Raw genomic sequence first — 20,517 nt, 5'->3', positions numbered from 1 at the left:
CTATAGCCGTGCAACCACGGTTATAGTTAGCTATCATGTTTCGCTCATTTTTTGTGAGCGTAACGGATGTTAACAAAGGAGGAGTCCGCGTATGGCCGACCACACGTTGTGGCATGAAACACTGCATGACCAGTTTGGTCAGTACTTTGCCGTTGATAACGTGCTCTATCATGAGAAAACCGATCACCAGGATCTGATCATCTTCGAGAATGCTGCCTTTGGCCGCGTCATGGCCCTGGACGGCGTCGTGCAAACGACCGAGCGAGATGAGTTTATCTATCATGAGATGATGACCCACGTCCCGCTGCTGGCACACGGCCACGCGAAGCATGTCCTGATTATCGGCGGTGGCGATGGCGCAATGCTGCGTGAAGTTTCCCGCCATCGTTCCATTGAAACCATCACCATGGTGGAAATCGATGCGGGCGTCGTCTCTTTCTGCCGCCAGTATCTGCCCAACCACAATGCCGGCAGCTATGATGACCCGCGCTTTAGCCTGGTGATTGACGACGGCGTTAACTTCGTTAACCAGACCTCGCAGACCTTTGACGTGATCATCTCCGACTGCACCGATCCTATCGGTCCCGGCGCGTCGCTGTTTACCTCCTCGTTCTACGAAGGCTGCAAGCGCTGTCTGAACCCGGGCGGGATCTTCGTCGCCCAAAATGGCGTCTGCTTCCTGCAGCAGGATGAAGCGCTGGATAGCCACCGGAAGCTGAGCACCTATTTCGAGGATGTCAGCTTCTATCAGGCGGCAATTCCAACCTACTACGGCGGAATCATGACCTTTGCCTGGGCGACGGATAACGACGTCTTACGTCATCTCTCCACCGAAATTATTCAGGCCCGCTTCCATCAGGCCGGTCTTCAGTGCCGATACTACAATCCGGCTATTCATACCGCAGCGTTTGCTCTGCCGCAGTACCTGCAAGACGCATTATCCACTAAGGGGGTGAGCTAATTGAAAAAGCTTAAACTGCATGGCTTTAACAACCTGACCAAAAGCCTGAGTTTTTGTATTTACGATATCTGCTATGCCAAAACAGCGGAAGAACGCGATGGTTACATCGCCTATATCGACGAACTCTACAACGCCAACCGTCTGACCGAGATCCTGTCAGAAACCTGTTCCATAATCGGCGCCAACATCCTGAATATCGCCCGACAGGATTATGAACCTCAGGGTGCCAGCGTGACCATCCTGGTCAGCGAAGAGCCGGTCGACCCGAAGCTTATCGACAAAACGGAACATCCGGGCCCGCTGCCGGAAGTGGTGGTTGCCCACCTGGATAAAAGCCATATCTGCGTCCATACCTACCCGGAGAGTCACCCGGAAGGTGGGCTGTGTACGTTCCGCGCCGATATTGAAGTGTCGACCTGCGGCGTGATTTCCCCGCTCAACGCGCTGAACTATCTCATCCACCAGCTGGAATCGGATATCGTCACGATTGATTATCGCGTGCGCGGCTTTACCCGTGATGTCAACGGCATGAAGCACTTCATCGACCACGAGATCAACTCTATTCAGAACTTTATGTCCGAGGACATGAAATCACTGTATGACATGATGGACGTGAACGTGTATCAGGAAAACATCTTCCATACCAAGATGTTGCTTAAGGAATTCGACCTTAAGCACTATATGTTCCACACGAAGCCGGAAGATTTGAGCGAAGAAGAGCGTAAGGCGATTACTGACCTGCTCTGGAAAGAGATGCGCGAGATTTACTACGGCCGTAATATTCCGGCCGTGTAAGTGTTGCCCGGAGCAGGGACGCTTCGGGAAGTTACCGCTGTTTCATGAACTCGCGGTAGGCATTCACCACCTGAAGGAAGTCTTCTACGCCGCACAGCGACAGGCTTTCTTCGTCATAGTAGCTCATCCCCTCTTCCATCTCGTCGCCTGAAAACTCGAGCTGGTTGGCACGCACCATGACCTCTTCACCATCCATCCACAGCGTGTATTCGTGCCCGGCGCGTTGCCAGGAGCGTTCACTGCCTTTCACCGTATTTGCCGCCTGTTCAACCTCATCAAGAAGGGCGAGATTTTCTTTCACCTCTTCGTTAAACCAGTGTCCAACGGCTTCGTGGCCCATCGACATACGCACTTTCACCACTCCGGTGATGTCGCGCAGAAATTCGTAATCCATAGTGTTTTCCTCTGCAAAGCCATTAGGGTAATTATCGCAGCAGAGAGGAAGAAAAAAAGCGTGAGAGGTGGGAGGAATGAAAATAAAAAGGTGAGAGCAAGACCCTGCGGCCTGATGCCCTCACCCCGTCCCTCTCCCGTGGGAGAGGGTGCAAACACTAAAAACCGTCTCGTAGAGACGGTTTTGCTGTTTATACTGCCGTCTGGAAGATAACCCCGTCAGCCTTCTCGGTGTACTGAGAGAGCTGGTCGAAGTTCAGGTAGCGATAGGTATCCACCGCGGTCTTATCCACCTGAGCCACAAAGGTCTGGTACTCTTCCGGCGTTGGCAGTTTGCCAATCAGCGCCGCAACCGCCGCCAGCTCCGCAGAGGCCAGGAAGACGTTCGCACCGGTACCTAAACGGTTCGGGAAGTTACGGGTCGAGGTGGAAACCACCGTCGCGCCGTCGGCGACGCGCGCCTGGTTGCCCATACACAGGGAACAGCCAGGAATTTCAATACGCGCCCCGCTCTTACCAAACACGCTGTAGTAACCCTCTTCGGTCAGCTGAGCCGCGTCCATACGGGTTGGCGGCGCCACCCACAGACGGGTTGGCAGCTGGCCTTTGTGGGTATCCAGCAGCTTGCCGGCCGCACGGAAGTGACCGATGTTGGTCATGCAGGATCCGATGAACACTTCGTCGATCTTCTCGCCCTGAACTTCGGACAGCGGACGCGCGTCGTCCGGATCGTTCGGTGCACACAGGATTGGCTCTTTGATATCCGCCAGATCGATGTCGATCACCGCCGCGTACTCTGCGTCAGCATCAGCTTCCAGCAGTTGCGGATCGGCCAGCCATTTCTCCATGCCCTGGATACGACGCTCCAGCGTACGACGGTCGCCGTAGCCTTCTGCAATCATCCACTTCAGCAGCACGATGTTAGAGTTCAGATACTCAATAATCGGCTCTTTGTTCAGCTTGATGGTACAGCCCGCAGCTGAACGCTCAGCGGAGGCATCGGTCAGCTCGAACGCCTGCTCAACCTTCAGATCCGGCAGACCTTCGATTTCCAGGATACGGCCAGAGAAGATGTTTTTCTTCCCTTTCTTCTCAACGGTCAGCAGACCCTGTTTAATCGCATACAGCGGGATCGCGTGAACCAGGTCGCGCAGGGTGATACCCGGCTGCATTTTACCTTTGAAGCGCACCAGCACCGATTCCGGCATATCCAGCGGCATCACGCCCGTCGCCGCAGCAAACGCCACCAGACCGGAGCCCGCCGGGAAAGAGATACCGATTGGGAAACGGGTATGGGAGTCACCGCCTGTACCCACGGTATCCGGCAGCAGCATGCGGTTCAGCCAGGAGTGAATTACGCCGTCGCCCGGACGCAGGGAAACACCGCCGCGGTTCATGATGAAGTCTGGCAGCGTGTGGTGCGTGGTTACATCAACCGGCTTCGGATACGCCGCAGTGTGGCAGAAGGACTGCATCACCAGATCGGAAGAGAAGCCCAGGCACGCCAGGTCTTTCAGTTCGTCACGGGTCATTGGGCCAGTGGTGTCCTGAGAACCTACGGAGGTCATCTTCGGCTCGCAGTATGCGCCAGGACGAACACCGGCGACGCCGCAGGCGCGACCGACCATTTTCTGCGCCAGAGAGTAACCGCGGTTGCTCTCCGCCACGTCTTTCGCGTGACGGAATACATCACTGTGCGGCAGGCCCAGCGCTTCACGCGCTTTGGTGGTCAGGCCACGACCGATGATCAGCGGAATACGGCCACCGGCACGCACTTCGTCGATCAGCACGTCGGTTTTCAGCTCAAAGCTCGCCAGCAGTTCGTTGGTTTCGTGGTTACGCACTTCACCTTTGTACGGGTAAACGTCAATCACGTCGCCCATGTTCAGGTTGGAGACGTCCACTTCGATCGGCAGTGCGCCCGCATCTTCCATGGTGTTGAAGAAGATCGGTGCAATTTTACCGCCGAGGCACAGGCCGCCACCGCGTTTGTTTGGCACATGCGGGATGTCGTCACCCATGAACCACAGCACGGAGTTGGTCGCGGATTTACGGGAAGAACCGGTACCCACAACGTCACCCACGTAGGCCAGCGGGAACCCTTTTTTCTGCAGGGCTTCGATCTGTTTGATCGGACCAACGCTGCCAGGCTGATCCGGCTCAATGCCTTCACGGGCGTTTTTCAGCATCGCCAGGGCGTGCAGAGGGATATCCGGGCGAGACCACGCGTCCGGTGCCGGAGAGAGGTCATCGGTGTTGGTTTCACCGGTCACTTTGAAGACGGTAACGGTGATTTTTTCAGCAAGTGCTGGACGATTCAGGAACCATTCGGCATCAGCCCAGGACTGCATCACCTGCTTCGCATAGACGTTGCCTGCTTTGGCTTTTTCTTCCACATCGTAGAAGTTATCGAACATCAGCAGCGTAGACGAGAGCGCTTTAGCGGCAATCGGTGCCAGCTTGTCGTTATCCAGCGCATCAATCAGCGGATGAATGTTGTAACCACCCTGCATGGTGCCGAGCAGTTCAATGGCTTTTTCAGGAGTAACCAGTGGGGAGGTGGCTTCGCCTTTGGCGATAGCAGCAAGGAATCCGGCTTTTACGTAGGCAGCTTCATCTACGCCAGGCGGTACGCGGTTGATCAACAGATCTAACAGGAATTCTTCTTCGCCCTTAGGCGGGTTCTTCAGCAGCTCGACGAGCGCGGCCATTTGGGTTGCATCTAAAGGTTTGGGTACAATTCCCTCGGCGGCACGTTCTGCTACGTGCTTACGGTATTCTTCTAGCACGACGGTTCTCCTCGCTCTCATTGTCATATGCGGCGGGCGTTCTCTTCACGCTCCTGTGAGACAGCAGTTTGTAGGGTAAATGCCCGATACCGCGTCGGGCAGCATAGCAGGATTTCTGCACAGTGTTAATCCGTTTACAAAAAAGCAACATTAAAAAATTTGCTGAATCGTTAAGCATGGTGTAGCGGGGTGAGGGGGTGAATTTTAGGGACAAAAAAACCGCCTGATAGCGGTTTATTTGTTGCCTTGCGGTGGTAGCACACCGGGTTGGCAGATTTGCGGCAATGCACTCGTCATGAATAATGCTCCTGAGTATGTAGATACGCAAGCCCATATTTTGTGTTTACGAGCCGCCATCCAGTTTCGAATGAAAAAGAATGAAACTGCATTTCACCTCTTTTCAGTCCATTTAGGCTGTAATACTGTTGCGCTCGGCCTGCTTCGCTGGTGTAGCAACCAGTCACCGGGCCCGGGAGCAGTTCCGTAACCTACGCGGCAATGTACTCATTTGCCAGGTTCTGCCTTTCCCGGTGGAGAATGAACCCGCGTAGCCTGTACAGGAACGCACGCAATGGAGATGCGAATCACTGCGTTGATCGTTGTGACTGGTTTACTGCTAACCGCGCTGCACGGTGGCTGGAACATATCCGACATCACGGTGCTGTTTGTCGTCAACCTCGGCAACTAGCTGCTGGCCGCTCGTAAGAGCGGCCTTCTGAATTTCCTTCGGTTTTTCCCGCATCGCATATAATTGTGTAATAAATACTCACACTCTTTATCCGGACGTACCGGACGCTTCCCAATAAAAGTCAAAACAGTAAAAGACGGGTGAATAATACTCACGCCAACCGTAACGCCTCACGGCACAGCGCTTGTCTCGTTGGAGTCATTTTATGAAGTTGCCCTTTAAGCCACATCTGCTCGTCCTTCTGTGCAGTGCCGGGCTGCTTGCCGCCTCAGGCGTCATGTTTGTCAAAAGCCGCGCAACGGAACCCGTTGCGCCCGCCCCCGTCGCTCAACAACCGGCTGCACCCGCTGCACCGGCAGCAGCAACGCCCGCCCCAGTCGTCGCGCCAACCTATACTGCCGCGCAAATCGATCAGTGGGTTGCCCCTATCGCACTCTACCCGGATGCCCTGCTGTCACAAATCTTGATGGCCTCGACTTATCCGGCCAACGTGATTCAGGCGGCGCAGTGGTCAAAAGACAACCCTAAAATGGAAGGGGACGCCGCCATTCAGGCTGTTGCCAGCCAGCCATGGGATCCGAGCGTCAAATCGCTGGTCGCGTTTCCTCAGCTCATATCGCTGATGGGTGAAAACCCGCCGTGGGTACAAAATTTGGGCGATGCGTTTCTCGCGCAGCCGAAAGACGTGATGGATTCCGTTCAGCGCCTGCGCACGCTGGCACAGAAGACAGGCGCGTTACAATCCACGCCTCAGCAGACGGTCACCACCGTGACTAAACCGGCTCCGGCTAAAACCAGCACCACCGAGGCAACGACGACAACCACAACCACGTCTGCGCCCCCGCCAACGGTGATCAAAATTGAATCTGCCGATCCGCAGGTTGTGTACGTCCCCACCTATAACCCCAATACGGTTTACGGGACCTGGCCCAACACCGCCTATCCGCCCACCTATCTCCCGCCTACACCCGGGGAGCAGTTTGGCAACAGCTTCGTCAACGGCTTAGGCTTCAGCCTGGGTGTCGCCACAACCTATGCCATTTTCAGCAATATCGACTGGGATGACGACGATGACTGGGATCACCATCATGACGGTGACTGGGATAATCACGGCGGCTATAACCGCAACGGTGATAACAACATCAATATTAACGTTGAGAACTTCAATAAAATCAGCGGACAGCGTCTGACGGACGCCAACCGTACCTGGCAGCATAACCCGGCCTATCGGGAAGGTGTGCCCTATCCGACTAACCAGCTCAACACCCGTTTCCACTCCACCAGCACGACTACCGGGCTAAGCTCAACGCAGCAAAAACCGGTTAACCGGGACAGCCAGCGTCAGGCGGCCCTGAGCCAGATGGAGAAATCCACGGGTAAAACCCTCCCGCAAACGGCACGTCCCGGCACGAAAGACGTGCAGCGTCAGGCCTCAAGTGAACAGCTGAAGCAGATTTCCCAGCGCAATAACTACCGTGGCTACGACACCAAACCGCAGACGGCGAAGCGAACCACCATACAGCAGCGAGAAAATCGCCAGACCACCGCGCAGAGACAAGAGAAAGGGGTTTCGCAGCCCGCGCAGCAACGCACTCTGCAGCAGCGGAACAGCCAGCCCCGGGCCAATGCGCTGAGCGGCAACGACAGCCGCTCTGCGAACTGGCAGGCGCAGCAGCAGCGTGGTGCGCAAAGCAGACAGCTTGCGGCTCGCCAGCAGCAGCCGCGTCAGGCGTCTGGTGGACGCGCTGAACGCCGTGAAATTCGACATCGCTAAGGGAACCGACATGAAAAGTAAACTACTCAGTGGAATGGTGTTGTTCATGCTTTCGGCCTCGGCGATGGCGCAGCAGTCTTTCAGCACGCCCGATCAGGCGACCGATGCGCTGGCCAACGCCATTGGTGAGCATAATGAGCGCGCGATGAGCAATCTGCTTGGAGAGAACTGGCGCGATTTTCTGCCCCCTGAAGGCGTTGATCCGGATGCCGTCGATCGTTTCCTGCGCGACTGGAAAGTCCGTCATAACACCGTTGTCGAAGGGGATACGGCGCATCTTGTTGTCGGCGATAACAGCTGGCAGCTTCCCATCCCGGTGATCAAAACCGCCACCGGTTGGCAATTCGATATCAAAGAAGGGGCGGAAGAGATCCTGACCCGCGAAATCGGGCGTAATGAACTTGCCGCCATTGAAGCCTTACATGCCTATGTTGATGCGCAGCAAAGCTACTTTGCGATGAACCAGAAATACGCGCAGAAGATTGTCAGTTCGAAGGGCAAAAAAGACGGTTTGTACTGGCCCGCCTCTCCCGGCGAAGCGCCCAGTCCGCTCGGACCAGCATTTAGCCCAAAAGAGCCGGGTACCGGCTATCACGGCTATCGCTTCCGGATCCTGCCGGATAAAAACGGTTTCGCGATGGTGGCGTGGCCGGTCAACTACGGCCAGACGGGCGTGATGAGCTTTGTGATAAATCAGGACGACAAGGTGTACCAGTCCGATCTCGGCAGCGAGTCGGAGCAAAAGGCCCGGGCGCTGGCCTCATACGCGCCTGATAAAACCTGGCAGCCCGTCGAACCCTGAATACCCGCTCTGCCTGTAGGCCGGGTAAGGCGAAGCCGCCCCCCGGCTTTTTAACTTACAGAATATTGGCGACTGATTTCGCCAGCTGAGCTTCCAGAACCGGTTTGGCTTCTTCAAACTTCAGGTTTACTTTGTTAGCGTTCGACACCACGCGGGTTTGATACTTCGCACGGTCGCCCTGCTCGGAGCTGGTTTGCAGCTTCACGCCAGACGTTCCCTGACGCAGCGCCGCGATGTTGTCCGTGGTGACCTTCGCCTTGCTGCGCTCGGAGATCTGCAGGTCGGTCACCATCGTATAGTTTATGTCTTCCACCATCGCATCTGCCGCCATGCCGATCAGCCCCGCAGCCAGCCCCACGCCCAGCGCTGCGCCGGAGGAGTTGCTGTTGTAAGCCGTGATACCGGCACCCAGCGCGGCACCCACAGCGGCACCTTCATAGCCGGTTTTCAGGTAGCCCTGAGATTCACGCAGATCCATTTTGTCTGCTTTCAGAACGTTAGCCTGCACCCAATAGTATGCGCTGTCAGGAGAGCTGGTGACCTTGTATCCCTTGGCACTCAGATCGTTTGCCAGCAGCGTCTGCAGGTTGCTCATGTCTTTATCAGACGTGTTTTTAACCTGAATGTAGACCGTTTTTTCACTGGATGGCTCAAGCCAGATGGTTTCACTCATCTGCGTTTTTACTTCCAGGTTGCGTTTTTTCACCGCCGTCGTCATCGCACCGCACCCGGTCAGCGTCATCACTTAATGGGTAGTTTTCAGGCAAAAAAAACGCCTCCAGAGGAGGCGTTAGCAATCAGGGAAGAAACTTATTTCTTCTTCGCTTTCGCGTTTGGCAGGTCGGTGATGCTGCCTTCAAATACTTCTGCCGCCAGGCCCACGGACTCGTGCAGAGTCGGGTGTGCGTGGATGGTCAGCGCGATGTCTTCAGCGTCACAACCCATTTCGATAGCCAGACCGATTTCACCCAGCAGCTCGCCGCCGTTGGTGCCGACAATCGCACCACCGATTACGCGGTGAGTCTCTTTGTCGAAGATCAGTTTGGTCATACCGTCTGCGCAGTCGGACGCGATAGCACGGCCAGAAGCAGCCCACGGGAAGGTGGCGGTTTCGTAGCTGATGCCTTTCTCTTTCGCTTCTTTCTCAGTCAGACCAACCCATGCCACTTCTGGCTCGGTGTACGCGATAGATGGGATCACTTTCGGATCGAAGTAGTGCTTCATGCCGGCGATAACTTCAGCGGCAACGTGACCTTCGTGAACACCTTTGTGCGCCAGCATTGGCTGACCGACGATATCGCCGATAGCAAAGATGTGCGGCACGTTGGTGCGCAGCTGTTTGTCAACGCGGATGAAGCCACGGTCGTCCACTTCCACGCCAGCTTTGCCCGCGTCGAGGTTTTTACCGTTCGGTACACGACCGATAGCCACCAGCACGGCGTCGTAACGCTGTGGTTCGGATGGGGCTTTTTTGCCTTCCATGGAAACGTAAATACCGTCTTCTTTCGCTTCAACGGCAGTCACTTTGGTTTCCAGCATCAGGTTGAATTTCTTGCTGATGCGCTTGGTGAAGACTTTAACGATGTCTTTGTCAGCAGCCGGGATAACCTGGTCGAACATTTCAACCACGTCGATCTCTGAACCCAGCGCATGGTACACGGTACCCATTTCCAGACCGATGATACCGCCGCCCATAACCAGCAGACGCTTAGGAACGGTTTTCAGCTCCAGCGCATCGGTGGAATCCCACACGCGTGGATCTTCATGTGGAATGAATGGCAGTTCGATTGGGCGAGAGCCTGCCGCGATGATCGCGTTGTCGAAGTTGATCACGGTTTTGCCGTTTTCGCCTTCCACTTCCAGGGTGTTCGCACCGGTGAATTTACCCAGACCGTTTACCACTTTCACTTTACGGCCTTTGGCCATACCCGCCAGACCGCCGGTCAGCTGAGTGATAACTTTCTCTTTCCAGGTACGAATTTTGTCGATGTCGGTTTTCGGCTCGCCGAAGACGATACCGTGTTCAGCCAGCGCTTTGGCTTCTTCGATAACTTTCGCTACGTGCAGCAGCGCTTTAGAAGGGATACAGCCGACGTTCAGACAAACACCGCCGAGGGTGCTGTAACGTTCTACGATGACGGTTTCCAGACCTAAATCCGCTGCGCGAAATGCTGCGGAGTAACCTGCCGGGCCTGCCCCAAGTACTACGACCTGAGTTTTGATTTCTGTGCTCATCATGACCTCTTAGTTTATACCCGTCGTCCACCGGGTCGTTCTATCCGCCCGCAGTTTACAAAATTGTTAACAATTTTGAAACAACAAACGGCTCACGAATTGTCGCTTTCGCCAATAACCTCACAAACACCATGAGATTATCAGAAAAAAGCCGGCCGACTGGCCGGCTTTTCGATTACATCACCAGGCGGCGAATGTCGCTCAGCATGTTGTTGATGATGGTGATGAAACGCGCACCATCAGCACCGTCGATCACGCGGTGGTCGAAGGACAGAGAGATTGGCATCATCAGACGCGGCACGAACTCTTTGCCATTCCACACCGGCTCCATCGCGGACTTGGACACACCGAGGATAGCCACTTCCGGCGCGTTCACAATCGGCGCGAAGTGAGTGGTACCCAGGCCGCCGATGCTGGAGATGGTGAAGCAGCCGCCCTGCATTTCGCCGGCAGTCAGCTTACCATCACGCGCTTTCTTGGAGATGGTGGTCAGTTCACGGGACAGCTCAGTGATGCTCTTCTTGTTCACGTCTTTGAAGACCGGAACAACCAGACCATTTGGCGTATCAACCGCAACACCGATGTTGATGTATTTCTTCAGCGTCAGCTTCTGGCCGTCTTCGGACAGGGAGCTGTTGAAGCGTGGCATCTGTTCCAGAGCCGCAGCAACCGCCTTCATGATGAAGACCACTGGGGTGAATTTCACGTCCAGTTTACGCTTCTCAGCTTCGGCGTTCTGCTGTTTACGGAACGCTTCCAGATCGGTGATATCGGTCTTATCGAAGTGCGTAACGTGCGGGATCATCACCCAGTTACGGCTCAGGTTCGCACCAGAGATTTTCTGGATACGGCCCAGTTCCACTTCTTCAATCTCGCCGAACTTGCTGAAGTCCACTTTCGGCCATGGCAGCATGCCCGGGATACCGCCGCCAGCGGCTGCAGCTGGTGCAGCTTCGGCGCGTTTCACCGCGTCTTTAACGTAGGTCTGAACGTCTTCGCGCAGGATACGACCCTTACGGCCGGTCCCTTTCACTTTCGCCAGGTTCACACCGAATTCGCGCGCCAGGCGACGAATCAGCGGCGTCGCGTGGACGTAAGCGTCGTTTTCAGCGAACTCTGATTTTTCTGCTTTTGCAGCAGGGGCAGCGGCTGGTTTAGCAGCCTGAGCCGGTGCAGCAGCCGGTGCTGGAGCAGCCGCGGCAGCCGGAGCTGCGGCAGGCGCAGCGCCTTCCACTTCGAAGACCATGATCAGAGAGCCGGTAGACACTTTGTCGCCGGTGCTGATTTTGATCTCTTTAACGGTACCCGCGAATGGCGCAGGGACTTCCATAGAAGCCTTGTCGCCTTCAACGGTGATCAGTGACTGTTCAGCGGCAACTTTGTCGCCCACTTTTACCATCACTTCGGTGACTTCAACTTCGTCACCGCCGATGTCCGGTACGTTAACGTCTTTCGCGCCGCCAGCAGCGGCTGGTGCTGCGGCTGGTGCCGGAGCAGCGGCCTGTGCAGGCGCGGCAGCAGGTGCAGCACCTGCCACTTCGAAGATCATGATCAGGGAGCCAGTAGACACTTTGTCACCGGTGTTGATCTTGATCTCTTTAACGGTACCCGCAAACGGTGCTGGCACTTCCATAGAGGCTTTGTCGCCTTCTACGGTGATCAGTGACTGCTCGGCCGCAACGGTATCGCCCACTTTCACCAGGATCTCAGTCACTTCAACTTCGTCACCGCCGATGTCAGGCACATTCACTTCTTTCGCGCTCGCGGCAGCTGCTGGAGCAGCGGCGGCCGGAGCGGCTTTCTTCTCTTCCTGCGCAGGTGCAGCAGCGGCTGCACCGTCGGCGGAATCGAAAATCATGATCAGTTTGCCAGTCTCGGTTTTATCGCCAACAGAGACTTTGATCTCTTTAACGATGCCAGCCTGAGGAGACGGGACTTCCATAGAGGCTTTGTCGCCTTCTACGGTGATCAGCGACTGTTCAGCTTCAACTTTGTCGCCCACTTTGACCAGGATCTCGGTGATTTCAACTTCATCAGCCCCGATGTCCGGTACATTGATTTCGATAGCCATTATTCTTTTACCTCTTACGCCAGACGCGGGTTAACTTTTTCTGCATCGATGTTGAATTTGGTGATTGCGTCCGCAACCACTTTCTTATCGATTTCGCCACGTTTAGCCAGTTCGCCCAGTGCTGCTACAACCACGTAAGAAGCATCAACTTCGAAGTGGTGACGCAGGTTTTCGCGGCTGTCAGAACGACCGAAGCCGTCAGTACCCAGAACGCGATAATCATCAGCTGGAACGTAAGTACGAACCTGCTCAGCGAACAGTTTCATATAGTCAGTAGACGCCACCGCTGGCGCGTCGTTCATCACCTGAGCGATGTACGGAACGCGTGGGGTTTCCAGTGGGTGCAGCATGTTCCAACGCTCACAATCCTGGCCATCACGCGCCAGTTCAGTGAAGGAGGTCACAGAGTACACATCGGAACCGACACCGTAGTCTTTCGCCAGGATCTGTGCTGCTTCACGAACGTGACGCAGGATAGAACCGGAGCCCAGCAGCTGAACTTTACCTTTGCTACCTTCGATGGTTTCGAGTTTGTAGATACCTTTACGGATACCTTCCTCGGCACCTGCTGGCATTGCCGGCATGTGGTAGTTTTCGTTCAGGGTGGTGATGTAGTAGTAAATGTTCTCCTGCGCTTCACCGTACATGCGCTGCAGACCGTCATGCATGATGACTGCCACTTCGTACGCGTAAGACGGGTCGTAAGAGATACAGTTAGGGATAGTCAGAGACTGAATGTGGCTGTGACCATCTTCGTGCTGCAGACCTTCACCGTTCAGGGTCGTACGACCGGAAGTACCACCGATCAGGAAGCCGCGAGCCTGCTGGTCGCCTGCCTGCCAGCACAGGTCACCGATACGCTGGAACCCGAACATGGAGTAGTAAATGTAGAACGGGATCATCGGCAGGTTGTTGGTGCTGTAAGAGGTCGCAGCAGCCAGCCAGGATGCGCCTGCGCCCAGCTCGTTGATACCTTCCTGCAGGATCTGACCTTTCTCGTCTTCTTTGTAGTAAGCAACCTGCTCACGGTCCTGCGGGGTGTACTGCTGGCCGTTCGGGCTGTAGATACCGATCTGACGGAACAGACCTTCCATACCGAAAGTACGCGCTTCGTCGGCAATGATTGGCACCAGGCGATCTTTGATCGACTTGTTCTTCAGCATCACGTTCAGGGCACGAACGAAAGCGATAGTGGTAGAGATCTCTTTGTTCTGCTCTTCCAGCAGCTGAGAGAAGTCTTCCAGCGCTGGCAGTTCCAGCTTCTCGGTGAAGTTAGGCTGGCGAGCTGGCAGGTAGCCTTTCAGCGCCTGACGACGTTCGTGCAGGTACTTGTGCTCTTCAGAGCCTTCCGGGAAGGTGATGTAAGACAGGTTTTCTACCTGCTCATCGGTGACTGGAACGTTGAAACGGTCGCGGATATAACGCACGCCGTCCATGTTCATTTTCTTAACCTGGTGAGCGATGTTTTTACCTTCTGCGGTATCACCCATGCCGTAACCTTTGATGGTGTGGGCCAGGATTACAGTCGCTTTACCTTTGGTTTCACGCGCTTTTTTCAGTGCAGCGTAGATTTTCTTCGGATCGTGACCACCGCGGTTCAGGGCCCAGATCTGCTCATCAGTCCAGTCTGCAACCAGGGCTGCGGTTTCTGGATATTTGCCGAAGAAGTGCTCACGCACATAGGCACCGTCTTTGGATTTGAAGGTCTGGTAGTCACCGTCAACGGTTTCGTTCATCAGCTGGATCAGTTTACCGCTGGTGTCTTTACGCAGCAGTTCGTCCCAACGGGAACCCCACATGACTTTGATCACGTTCCAGCCAGCACCAGCGAAGATGCCTTCCAGTTCGTTGATGATCTTGCCGTTACCGGTTACCGGACCATCCAGACGCTGCAGGTTACAGTTGATGATGAAGCACAGGTTGTCCAGCTTCTCACGGGTCGCGATGGTGATCGCGCCTTTAGATTCTGGCTCATCCATTTCGCCGTCGCCCAGGAAGGCGTATACGGTCTGCTCAGAGGTGTCTTTCAGACCACGGTGTTCCAGATACTTCAGGAATTTCGCCTGGTAGATCGCACCGATTGGGCCCAGACCCATTGATACGGTCGGGAACTGCCAGAATTCAGGCATCAGTTTAGGGTGCGGGTAAGAAGACAGACCTTTACCGTGAACTTCCTGACGGAAGTTGTTCATCTGCTCTTCAGTCAGACGACCTTCCAGGAATGCACGTGCATAGATGCCCGGAGAGATGTGGCCCTGGAAGTACACCAGATCGCCGCCGTCTTTCTCGTTCGCTGCACGGAAGAAGTGGTTGAAGCACACTTCGTAAACGGTCGCAGAAGACTGGAAGGACGCCATGTGGCCACCCAGCTCCAGGTCTTTCTTGGATGCGCGCAGAACGGTCATGATAGCGTTCCAGCGAATTGCAGAACGGATACGACGTTCCAGATCCAGATTGCCCGGGTATTCCGGTTCGTCTTCGACGGCAATCGTGTTTACGTAGTTGCTAGCCCCTGCACCTGAAGCAACCTTCACACCGCCTTTGCGGGCTTCAGAAAGCAGCTGATCAATCAGATACTGAGCGCGCTCAACACCTTCTTCACGGATGACCGATTCGATCGCCTGTAGCCAGTCGCGAGTTTCGATCGGATCCACGTCATTTTGGAGACGTTCTGACATGGGGGTATTCCTTATCTATCTAATACGTTGATTTGTCTGGAACCTGTCCCATTGTGCTCTTGGGCAAGAACACAATAAGACAGGTTCTGCGTTTAGTTGCCGCGCTCTAAAAGTACCTGGCGCTTAATCCTTTCGTTGCTGTATGCGGCGTAATGAACGTTCGCGACGCGATTGTTCACGGCTGCGGTCCAGCAAGATTTCCTCAATGAAAGCCAGATGGCGGTGCGACGCTTCGCGCGCCTGCTCCGGTTCCCCGGCCATTATCGCCTCGAATACTCGGGTGCGATGGTTGCTTACCAGTGGGAGCATGTCCCGACGGGCATACAACAATTCAAAATTTTGACGAACGTTCTGGGCCAGCATCGGCTCCATGCAGCGTAGCAGATGGAGGAGCACCACATTGTGTGCCGCTTCGGTGACGGCGATTTGATACTGGACGACGGCGCTGGACTCGGCGTCTAAATCGCCGGACTGCTGTGCCCGTTCAATGGCCTGATGCAGTTCGCGGATACGCACGCGATCTTCATCAGTGCTGCGAAGGGCGGCGTAATAGGCCGCAATACCTTCCAGCGCGTGACGGGTCTCAAGCAGGTCAAACTGGGATTCTGGGTGGTCAGAGAGAAGTTCTACCAGCGGATCGCTGAAGCTCTGCCACAGGCTGTTTTGCACAAAGGTTCCGCCGCCCTGGCGACGAAGCAGCAAGCCCTTTGCTTCGAGACGTTGAATCGCCTCACGCAGAGAAGGACGTGAAACGTCGAACTGTTTTGCCAGCTCGCGTTCTGGCGGAAGTTTCTCACCCGGGCGCAGAGTCCCTTCGAGGATTAAAAACTCCAGCTGCTGCTCAATCACATCAGATAGTTTTGGTTGGCGAATTTTGCTGTAGGCCATATTCCCTGTCTTACGCCTTTTTGCCCGGAGTCAATTGGTCTTACCAATTTCTATTTCGTATCGCTAAAGTAACAAAGTATTCACCTTCTGTCCATATTGGTTTTGATTGAAATCAGTAAACCCTGCACATTTTAACAACCTTACAGAAATAACGTTTCAGAAATGTAACTTTGCACAAATGAGTTGATTACCCCCAAAGAGGGAGTTTTAACCATAATGAAACGAGGGTTTTTGCAATCTGAAGCGATTCAACAAGGCAAATAATGAAAATTCGCCCACTTAAGGCGCATTTCTATTCTATAGGTTGGGAGAGGAACAACGAGCGGGCCGATTTACAAATGCTTTCTTTTTATTCAAGTCGTCATCACCCCTTCATAAAGCAGGTGCATTCGCAGGCACTTACCACTATTCTGGCGCTTACGGAAGTCATCTCCGCTTTTTTTCGGTCTCGTTTACCGTAAAGAAATAAATACAGAATATGGATTTTCATAATTACACACGCTCAGCGTGAACATAACAACCACACACGAGGTTTCAAATGGAAGCTCAACAGCACGGCGATCAGCTAAAGCGCGGGCTTAAAAACCGCCATATTCAGCTCATCGCACTGGGCGGTGCGATTGGTACCGGCCTGTTTCTGGGCAGCGCATCCGTTATCCAGTCTGCCGGTCCGGGCATTATTTTGGGTTACGCGATTGCGGGTTTCATTGCTTTTCTGATCATGCGCCAGCTGGGCGAAATGGTCGTGGAAGAGCCGGTCGCGGGCTCCTTCAGCCACTTTGCCTATAAGTACTGGGGCAGCTTTGCCGGTTTCGCCTCGGGCTGGAACTACTGGGTGCTGTACGTTCTGGTTGCCATGGCCGAACTGACCGCCGTCGGGAAATACATTCAGTTCTGGTATCCTGAAATCCCAACCTGGGCTTCTGCTGCAGCCTTCTTCGTCATTATCAACGCCATTAACCTGACCAACGTTAAAGTGTTCGGGGAGATGGAGTTCTGGTTTGCCATCATCAAGGTCATTGCCGTGGTGGCGATGATTATCTTCGGCGGCTGGCTGCTGTTCAGCGGCAACGGCGGCCCGCAGGCCACCGTGCGCAACCTCTGGGAACAGGGTGGCTTCCTGCCTCACGGCATGACCGGTCTGGTGATGATGATGGCCATCATTATGTTCTCCTTCGGCGGTCTGGAGCTGGTAGGGATCACTGCCGCTGAAGCCGACAACCCGGAGCAGAGCATCCCGAAAGCCACAAATCAGGTTATCTACCGTATTCTGATCTTCTATGTGGGCTCACTGGCGGTGCTGCTCTCCCTGCTGCCGTGGACGCGCGTCACCGCTGACACCAGCCCGTTTGTGCTGATCTTCCACGAGCTGGGCGACACCTTTGTCGCCAACGCGCTGAACATCGTGGTACTGACCGCAGCGCTCTCCGTATACAACAGCTGCGTATACTGCAACAGCCGTATGCTGTTCGGCCTCGCCCAACAGGGCAACGCGCCGAAGATGCTGCTTAACGTTGATAAACGCGGCGTGCCGGTGAATACCATCATTGTTTCCGCCATCGTGACCGCCCTGTGCGTGCTGATTAACTACATGGCACCGGAATCGGCATTTGGCCTGCTGATGGCGCTGGTGGTCTCTGCCCTGGTCATCAACTGGGCGATGATCAGCCTGGCACACATCAAGTTCCGCCGCGCGAAACAGCAGCAGGGCGTCACCACGCGCTTCCCTGCCCTGCTCTATCCGCTGGGCAACTGGATCTGCCTGCTGTTCATGGCGGCCGTTCTGGTGATCATGCTGATCACGCCGGGTATGGCGATTTCCGTCTACCTGATCCCGGTCTGGATTGCGATCCTGGGCGTGGGCTATCTCTTCAGTCAGAAAAGCCGTAATGCCATGAAGGCGCACTAAGCCTCCCTCCGCGGTACCTGCTTTTGCGGGTGCCGCGCGTTGTTACCTTCCTCACACTTTCGCGCCCACAGCGCATTTATCCATATCACCGCCCTGATACTGCAACGCATATATCCCTTCGCCAGCGAATAATTCTCTCCATACCGTAAACCGGAGAGCTGTCGATGGATAACAACACACTGTCAGTAAAAGAAAAGATCGGCTATGGGATGGGCGACGCCGGATGCAACATTATCTTTGGCGCCATCATGCTGTTTGTTAACTATTTTTATACGGATATTTTTGGCCTCGCCCCTGCGCTGGTCGGCGTGCTGCTGCTGTCTGTCCGCGTGATTGACGCCGTAACGGACCCGATCATGGGCGCGATTGCCGACCGTACCCGCAGCAAATATGGCCGGTTTCGTCCATGGCTGCTGTGGATCGCTTTCCCCTACGCGCTGTTCAGCATCCTGATGTTCACCACGCCAGAGTGGAGCTATAACAGCAAAGTTATCTATGCCTTTGTCACCTATTTCCTGCTGTCGCTGACCTATACCGCCATCAACATCCCCTACTGCTCGCTGGGCGGGGTGATCACTAACGACCCGAAAGAGCGCGTCGCCTGCCAGTCGTATCGCTTCGTGCTGGTCGGCATCGCCACGCTGCTGCTCTCATTAATGCTGCTGCCGATGGCCGACTGGTTTGGCGGGGACAACAAAGCCAAAGGCTACCAGATGGCGATGACCGTACTAGCGCTGATTGGCACCTGCATGTTCCTGTTCTGCTTCGCCACCGTGCGCGAGCGCGTGCGCCCGGCGGTGCAGACCAACGATGAGTTGAAAAACGATCTGAAAGACGTGTGGAAGAACGACCAGTGGGTGCGCATTCTGCTGCTGACGCTCTGCAACGTCTGCCCCGGCTTTATCCGCATGGCGGCCACCATGTATTACGTTACCTGGGTGATGGGCCAGAGCACCCACTTCGCCACGCTGTTTATCAGCCTGGGCGTTGTTGGCATGATGCTCGGCAGCGTGCTGGCAAAAGTGCTGACCGACCGCTGGTGTAAGCTGAAGGTCTTCTTCTGGACCAATATCGTGCTGGCGATTTTCTCCTGCGCCTTTTATTTCTTCGACCCGAAAGCCACCGTCACCATCGTGGTGCTCTACGTCCTGCTGAACATCCTGCACCAGATCCCGTCTCCGCTGCACTGGTCGCTGATGGCCGACGTGGACGACTACGGCGAGTGGAAAACCGGGAAGCGCATCACCGGCATCAGCTTCTCGGGCAACATCTTCTTCCTGAAGCTGGGGCTGGCGATTGCCGGGGCGATGGTCGGGTTCCTGCTCTCCTGGTACGGCTACGACGCGGGCGCGAAAGCGCAAAGCGCGGACGCCCTTAACGGGATCGTGCTGCTCTTTACCGTCATTCCCGGCATTGGATACTTAATTACCGCGGGCGTGGTGCGTCTGCTGAAGGTGGATCGTGAAACCATGAAGCAGATCCAGGCCGATCTGGAGAAACGCCGCACCAACTACCGTGAACTGAACGACTATCAGGAACTTAAAGCCGCAGAGACAAAATAAGGAGAGCCAAATGCATCAGTGGCCAAACCCGTTTATCGAACAACGCGCCGATCCGTACATTTTACGCCATGAGGGGCAGTACTATTTTATCGCCTCCGTGCCGCAGTACGACAGGCTGGCGATCCGCCGCGCAGCGTCGCTTGAAGGCTTACGTCATGCCGAAGAAGTGGTGGTCTGGCGTAAACCCGACGCTGGCCCCATGAGCCAGCTGATATGGGCGCCGGAACTGCATCATATCGACGGAAAGTGGTACATTTATTTTGCCGCGACGCACACGCAGGCGCTCGATGCACTCGGGATGTTCCAGCACCGCATGTTTGCCATTGAATGTACCGACAGCGATCCGCTTACCGGCACGTGGGTGGAAAAAGGGCAAATCAAAACCCCGTTCGATACCTTTGCTCTGGACGCTACCACCTTTGTGCATCAGGGGAAACGCTGGTATCTGTGGGCGCAAAAGGCACCGGATATCACCGGGAACTCCAACCTTTATCTGTGCGAAATGGCGAACCCGTGGACGCTAAAAGGCGAGCCGGTGATGCTCAGCAAACCGGAGTATGACTGGGAGTGTCGCGGATTTTGGGTTAACGAAGGCCCGGCGGTGTTGGTTCACGGCGATAAGCTGTTTATCAGCTATTCCGCCAGCGCCACCGACGAGAACTACTGCATGGGACTGCTGTGGATAGACCTGAATGCCGCTCCGCAAAACCCTGCAAACTGGCACAAATCCCCGCGTCCCGTATTCGTGACCAGCTACGAAAACCGCCAGTTCGGCCCGGGCCACAACAGCTTTACACAAACGCCGGAAGGGGAAGATGTGCTGGTGTATCACGCGCGGAACTACACCGAAATTGAGGGCGATCCGCTTTACGATCCGAACCGTCATACCCGTCTGAAGCGCGTCCGCTGGAATGAAAACGGGATGCCTGATTTCGGCATCCCGCCTGCGGACACGCTTTAATCGTTACGGCG

At 55.1% G+C, this 20,517-nt stretch carries 14 protein-coding genes; 7 read left to right on the top strand and 7 right to left on the bottom strand.

Annotated features, from left to right (window positions below; all coding sequences use genetic code 11):
* Window positions 1-91 precede the first annotated feature (91 nt).
* Both speE and speD read left to right on the top strand, forming a co-directional pair.
* Entirely contained in the window at window positions 92-961 is an 870-nt protein-coding gene (gene speE, locus BMW97_RS18365; protein ID WP_039265690.1) for a polyamine aminopropyltransferase, read from the top strand.
* A complete protein-coding gene (gene speD, locus BMW97_RS18360; protein ID WP_008501953.1) occupies window positions 962-1,756 on the top strand; it encodes an adenosylmethionine decarboxylase in 795 nt (264 codons plus the stop codon).
* 31 nt (window positions 1,757-1,787) lie between these two features.
* Here speD and yacL read toward each other — a convergent pair whose 3' ends face one another.
* Together yacL and acnB are read right to left on the bottom strand one after the other, a co-directional pair.
* Window positions 1,788-2,150: a protein YacL gene (yacL, locus tag BMW97_RS18355; protein ID WP_045907811.1), complete on the bottom strand. Its 363-nt coding sequence runs from the start codon at window positions 2,148-2,150 to the stop codon at window positions 1,788-1,790.
* 190 nt (window positions 2,151-2,340) lie between these two features.
* Window positions 2,341-4,938 carry a bifunctional aconitate hydratase 2/2-methylisocitrate dehydratase gene (acnB, locus tag BMW97_RS18350; RefSeq protein WP_032645211.1) on the bottom strand — a complete coding sequence of 866 codons (2,598 nt, stop codon included), beginning with the start codon at window positions 4,936-4,938 and terminating at the stop codon, window positions 2,341-2,343.
* Between the two features lie 893 nt (window positions 4,939-5,831).
* Between acnB and BMW97_RS18340 the strand changes: the two genes are divergently transcribed.
* Window positions 5,832-7,400 carry a DUF3300 domain-containing protein gene (locus BMW97_RS18340; protein WP_045907810.1) on the top strand — a complete coding sequence of 523 codons (1,569 nt, stop codon included), beginning with the start codon at window positions 5,832-5,834 and terminating at the stop codon, window positions 7,398-7,400.
* A 10-nt stretch (window positions 7,401-7,410) separates the two neighbouring features.
* On the top strand, window positions 7,411-8,202 hold the full coding sequence (locus BMW97_RS18335; protein ID WP_045907855.1) for a DUF2950 family protein: 792 nt from the start codon (window positions 7,411-7,413) through the stop codon (window positions 8,200-8,202).
* A 55-nt stretch (window positions 8,203-8,257) separates the two neighbouring features.
* Here the strand turns inward: BMW97_RS18335 and traT are convergent, their stop codons facing one another.
* From traT to pdhR, 5 genes are all read right to left on the bottom strand, one after another.
* The gene (gene traT / locus BMW97_RS18330) at window positions 8,258-8,944 is read right to left on the bottom strand and encodes a complement resistance protein TraT (protein ID WP_045907809.1); all 687 of its coding nucleotides are present in this window, start codon (window positions 8,942-8,944) and stop codon (window positions 8,258-8,260) included.
* Between the two features lie 68 nt (window positions 8,945-9,012).
* Window positions 9,013-10,437, bottom strand: coding sequence for a dihydrolipoyl dehydrogenase (lpdA, locus tag BMW97_RS18325; protein ID WP_003856313.1), 1,425 nt, complete (start codon window positions 10,435-10,437; stop codon window positions 9,013-9,015).
* A 175-nt stretch (window positions 10,438-10,612) separates the two neighbouring features.
* On the bottom strand, window positions 10,613-12,508 hold the full coding sequence (aceF, locus tag BMW97_RS18320; protein WP_023326706.1) for a pyruvate dehydrogenase complex dihydrolipoyllysine-residue acetyltransferase: 1,896 nt from the start codon (window positions 12,506-12,508) through the stop codon (window positions 10,613-10,615).
* Window positions 12,509-12,522: 14 nt separating this feature from the next.
* Window positions 12,523-15,186, bottom strand: a complete 2,664-nt coding sequence (gene aceE, locus BMW97_RS18315; protein WP_008501959.1) for a pyruvate dehydrogenase (acetyl-transferring), homodimeric type — start codon at window positions 15,184-15,186, stop codon at window positions 12,523-12,525.
* 123 nt (window positions 15,187-15,309) lie between these two features.
* Complete coding sequence (pdhR, locus tag BMW97_RS18310) at window positions 15,310-16,074, bottom strand: pyruvate dehydrogenase complex transcriptional repressor PdhR (protein ID WP_008501960.1); 765 nt, start codon at window positions 16,072-16,074, stop codon at window positions 15,310-15,312.
* Window positions 16,075-16,612: 538 nt separating this feature from the next.
* Here pdhR and aroP point away from each other — a divergent pair.
* The 3 genes from aroP (at window position 16,613) to BMW97_RS18295 (ending at window position 20,506) form a co-directional block, all read left to right on the top strand.
* On the top strand, window positions 16,613-17,983 hold the full coding sequence (gene aroP / locus BMW97_RS18305) for an aromatic amino acid transporter AroP (protein ID WP_024907477.1): 1,371 nt from the start codon (window positions 16,613-16,615) through the stop codon (window positions 17,981-17,983).
* Between the two features lie 164 nt (window positions 17,984-18,147).
* Window positions 18,148-19,545 (top strand): glycoside-pentoside-hexuronide (GPH):cation symporter, encoded by a 1,398-nt coding sequence (locus tag BMW97_RS18300; RefSeq protein WP_090393059.1) that lies wholly within the window; start codon window positions 18,148-18,150, stop codon window positions 19,543-19,545.
* A 10-nt stretch (window positions 19,546-19,555) separates the two neighbouring features.
* Window positions 19,556-20,506: a glycoside hydrolase family 43 protein gene (locus BMW97_RS18295; RefSeq protein ID WP_045907807.1), complete on the top strand. Its 951-nt coding sequence runs from the start codon at window positions 19,556-19,558 to the stop codon at window positions 20,504-20,506.
* Window positions 20,507-20,517: the final 11 nt, after the last annotated feature.

The sequence above is a fragment of the Enterobacter sp. NFIX58 genome (assembly GCF_900110475.1).
GTDB classification, from domain to species: domain Bacteria; phylum Pseudomonadota; class Gammaproteobacteria; order Enterobacterales; family Enterobacteriaceae; genus Enterobacter; species Enterobacter quasiroggenkampii.
The sequence above is the reverse complement of the archived record's forward strand: the minus strand, read 5'-3'. Positions and strand labels throughout refer to the sequence as shown.

What these genes read in the sequence shown, in the direction of transcription:
- aceE (WP_008501959.1), bottom strand. Translation starts at nt 15,186, where the DNA reads ATGTCAGAACGTCTCCAAAATGACGTGGATCCGATCGAAACTCGCGAC.
- traT (WP_045907809.1), bottom strand. Translation starts at nt 8,944, where the DNA reads ATGACGCTGACCGGGTGCGGTGCGATGACGACGGCGGTGAAAAAACGC.
- speE (WP_039265690.1), top strand. Translation starts at nt 92, where the DNA reads ATGGCCGACCACACGTTGTGGCATGAAACACTGCATGACCAGTTTGGT.
- yacL (WP_045907811.1), bottom strand. Translation starts at nt 2,150, where the DNA reads ATGGATTACGAATTTCTGCGCGACATCACCGGAGTGGTGAAAGTGCGT.
- pdhR (WP_008501960.1), bottom strand. Translation starts at nt 16,074, where the DNA reads ATGGCCTACAGCAAAATTCGCCAACCAAAACTATCTGATGTGATTGAG.
- aceF (WP_023326706.1), bottom strand. Translation starts at nt 12,508, where the DNA reads ATGGCTATCGAAATCAATGTACCGGACATCGGGGCTGATGAAGTTGAA.
- BMW97_RS18340 (WP_045907810.1), top strand. Translation starts at nt 5,832, where the DNA reads ATGAAGTTGCCCTTTAAGCCACATCTGCTCGTCCTTCTGTGCAGTGCC.
- BMW97_RS18335 (WP_045907855.1), top strand. Translation starts at nt 7,411, where the DNA reads ATGAAAAGTAAACTACTCAGTGGAATGGTGTTGTTCATGCTTTCGGCC.
- aroP (WP_024907477.1), top strand. Translation starts at nt 16,613, where the DNA reads ATGGAAGCTCAACAGCACGGCGATCAGCTAAAGCGCGGGCTTAAAAAC.
- lpdA (WP_003856313.1), bottom strand. Translation starts at nt 10,437, where the DNA reads ATGAGCACAGAAATCAAAACTCAGGTCGTAGTACTTGGGGCAGGCCCG.
- BMW97_RS18300 (WP_090393059.1), top strand. Translation starts at nt 18,148, where the DNA reads ATGGATAACAACACACTGTCAGTAAAAGAAAAGATCGGCTATGGGATG.
- BMW97_RS18295 (WP_045907807.1), top strand. Translation starts at nt 19,556, where the DNA reads ATGCATCAGTGGCCAAACCCGTTTATCGAACAACGCGCCGATCCGTAC.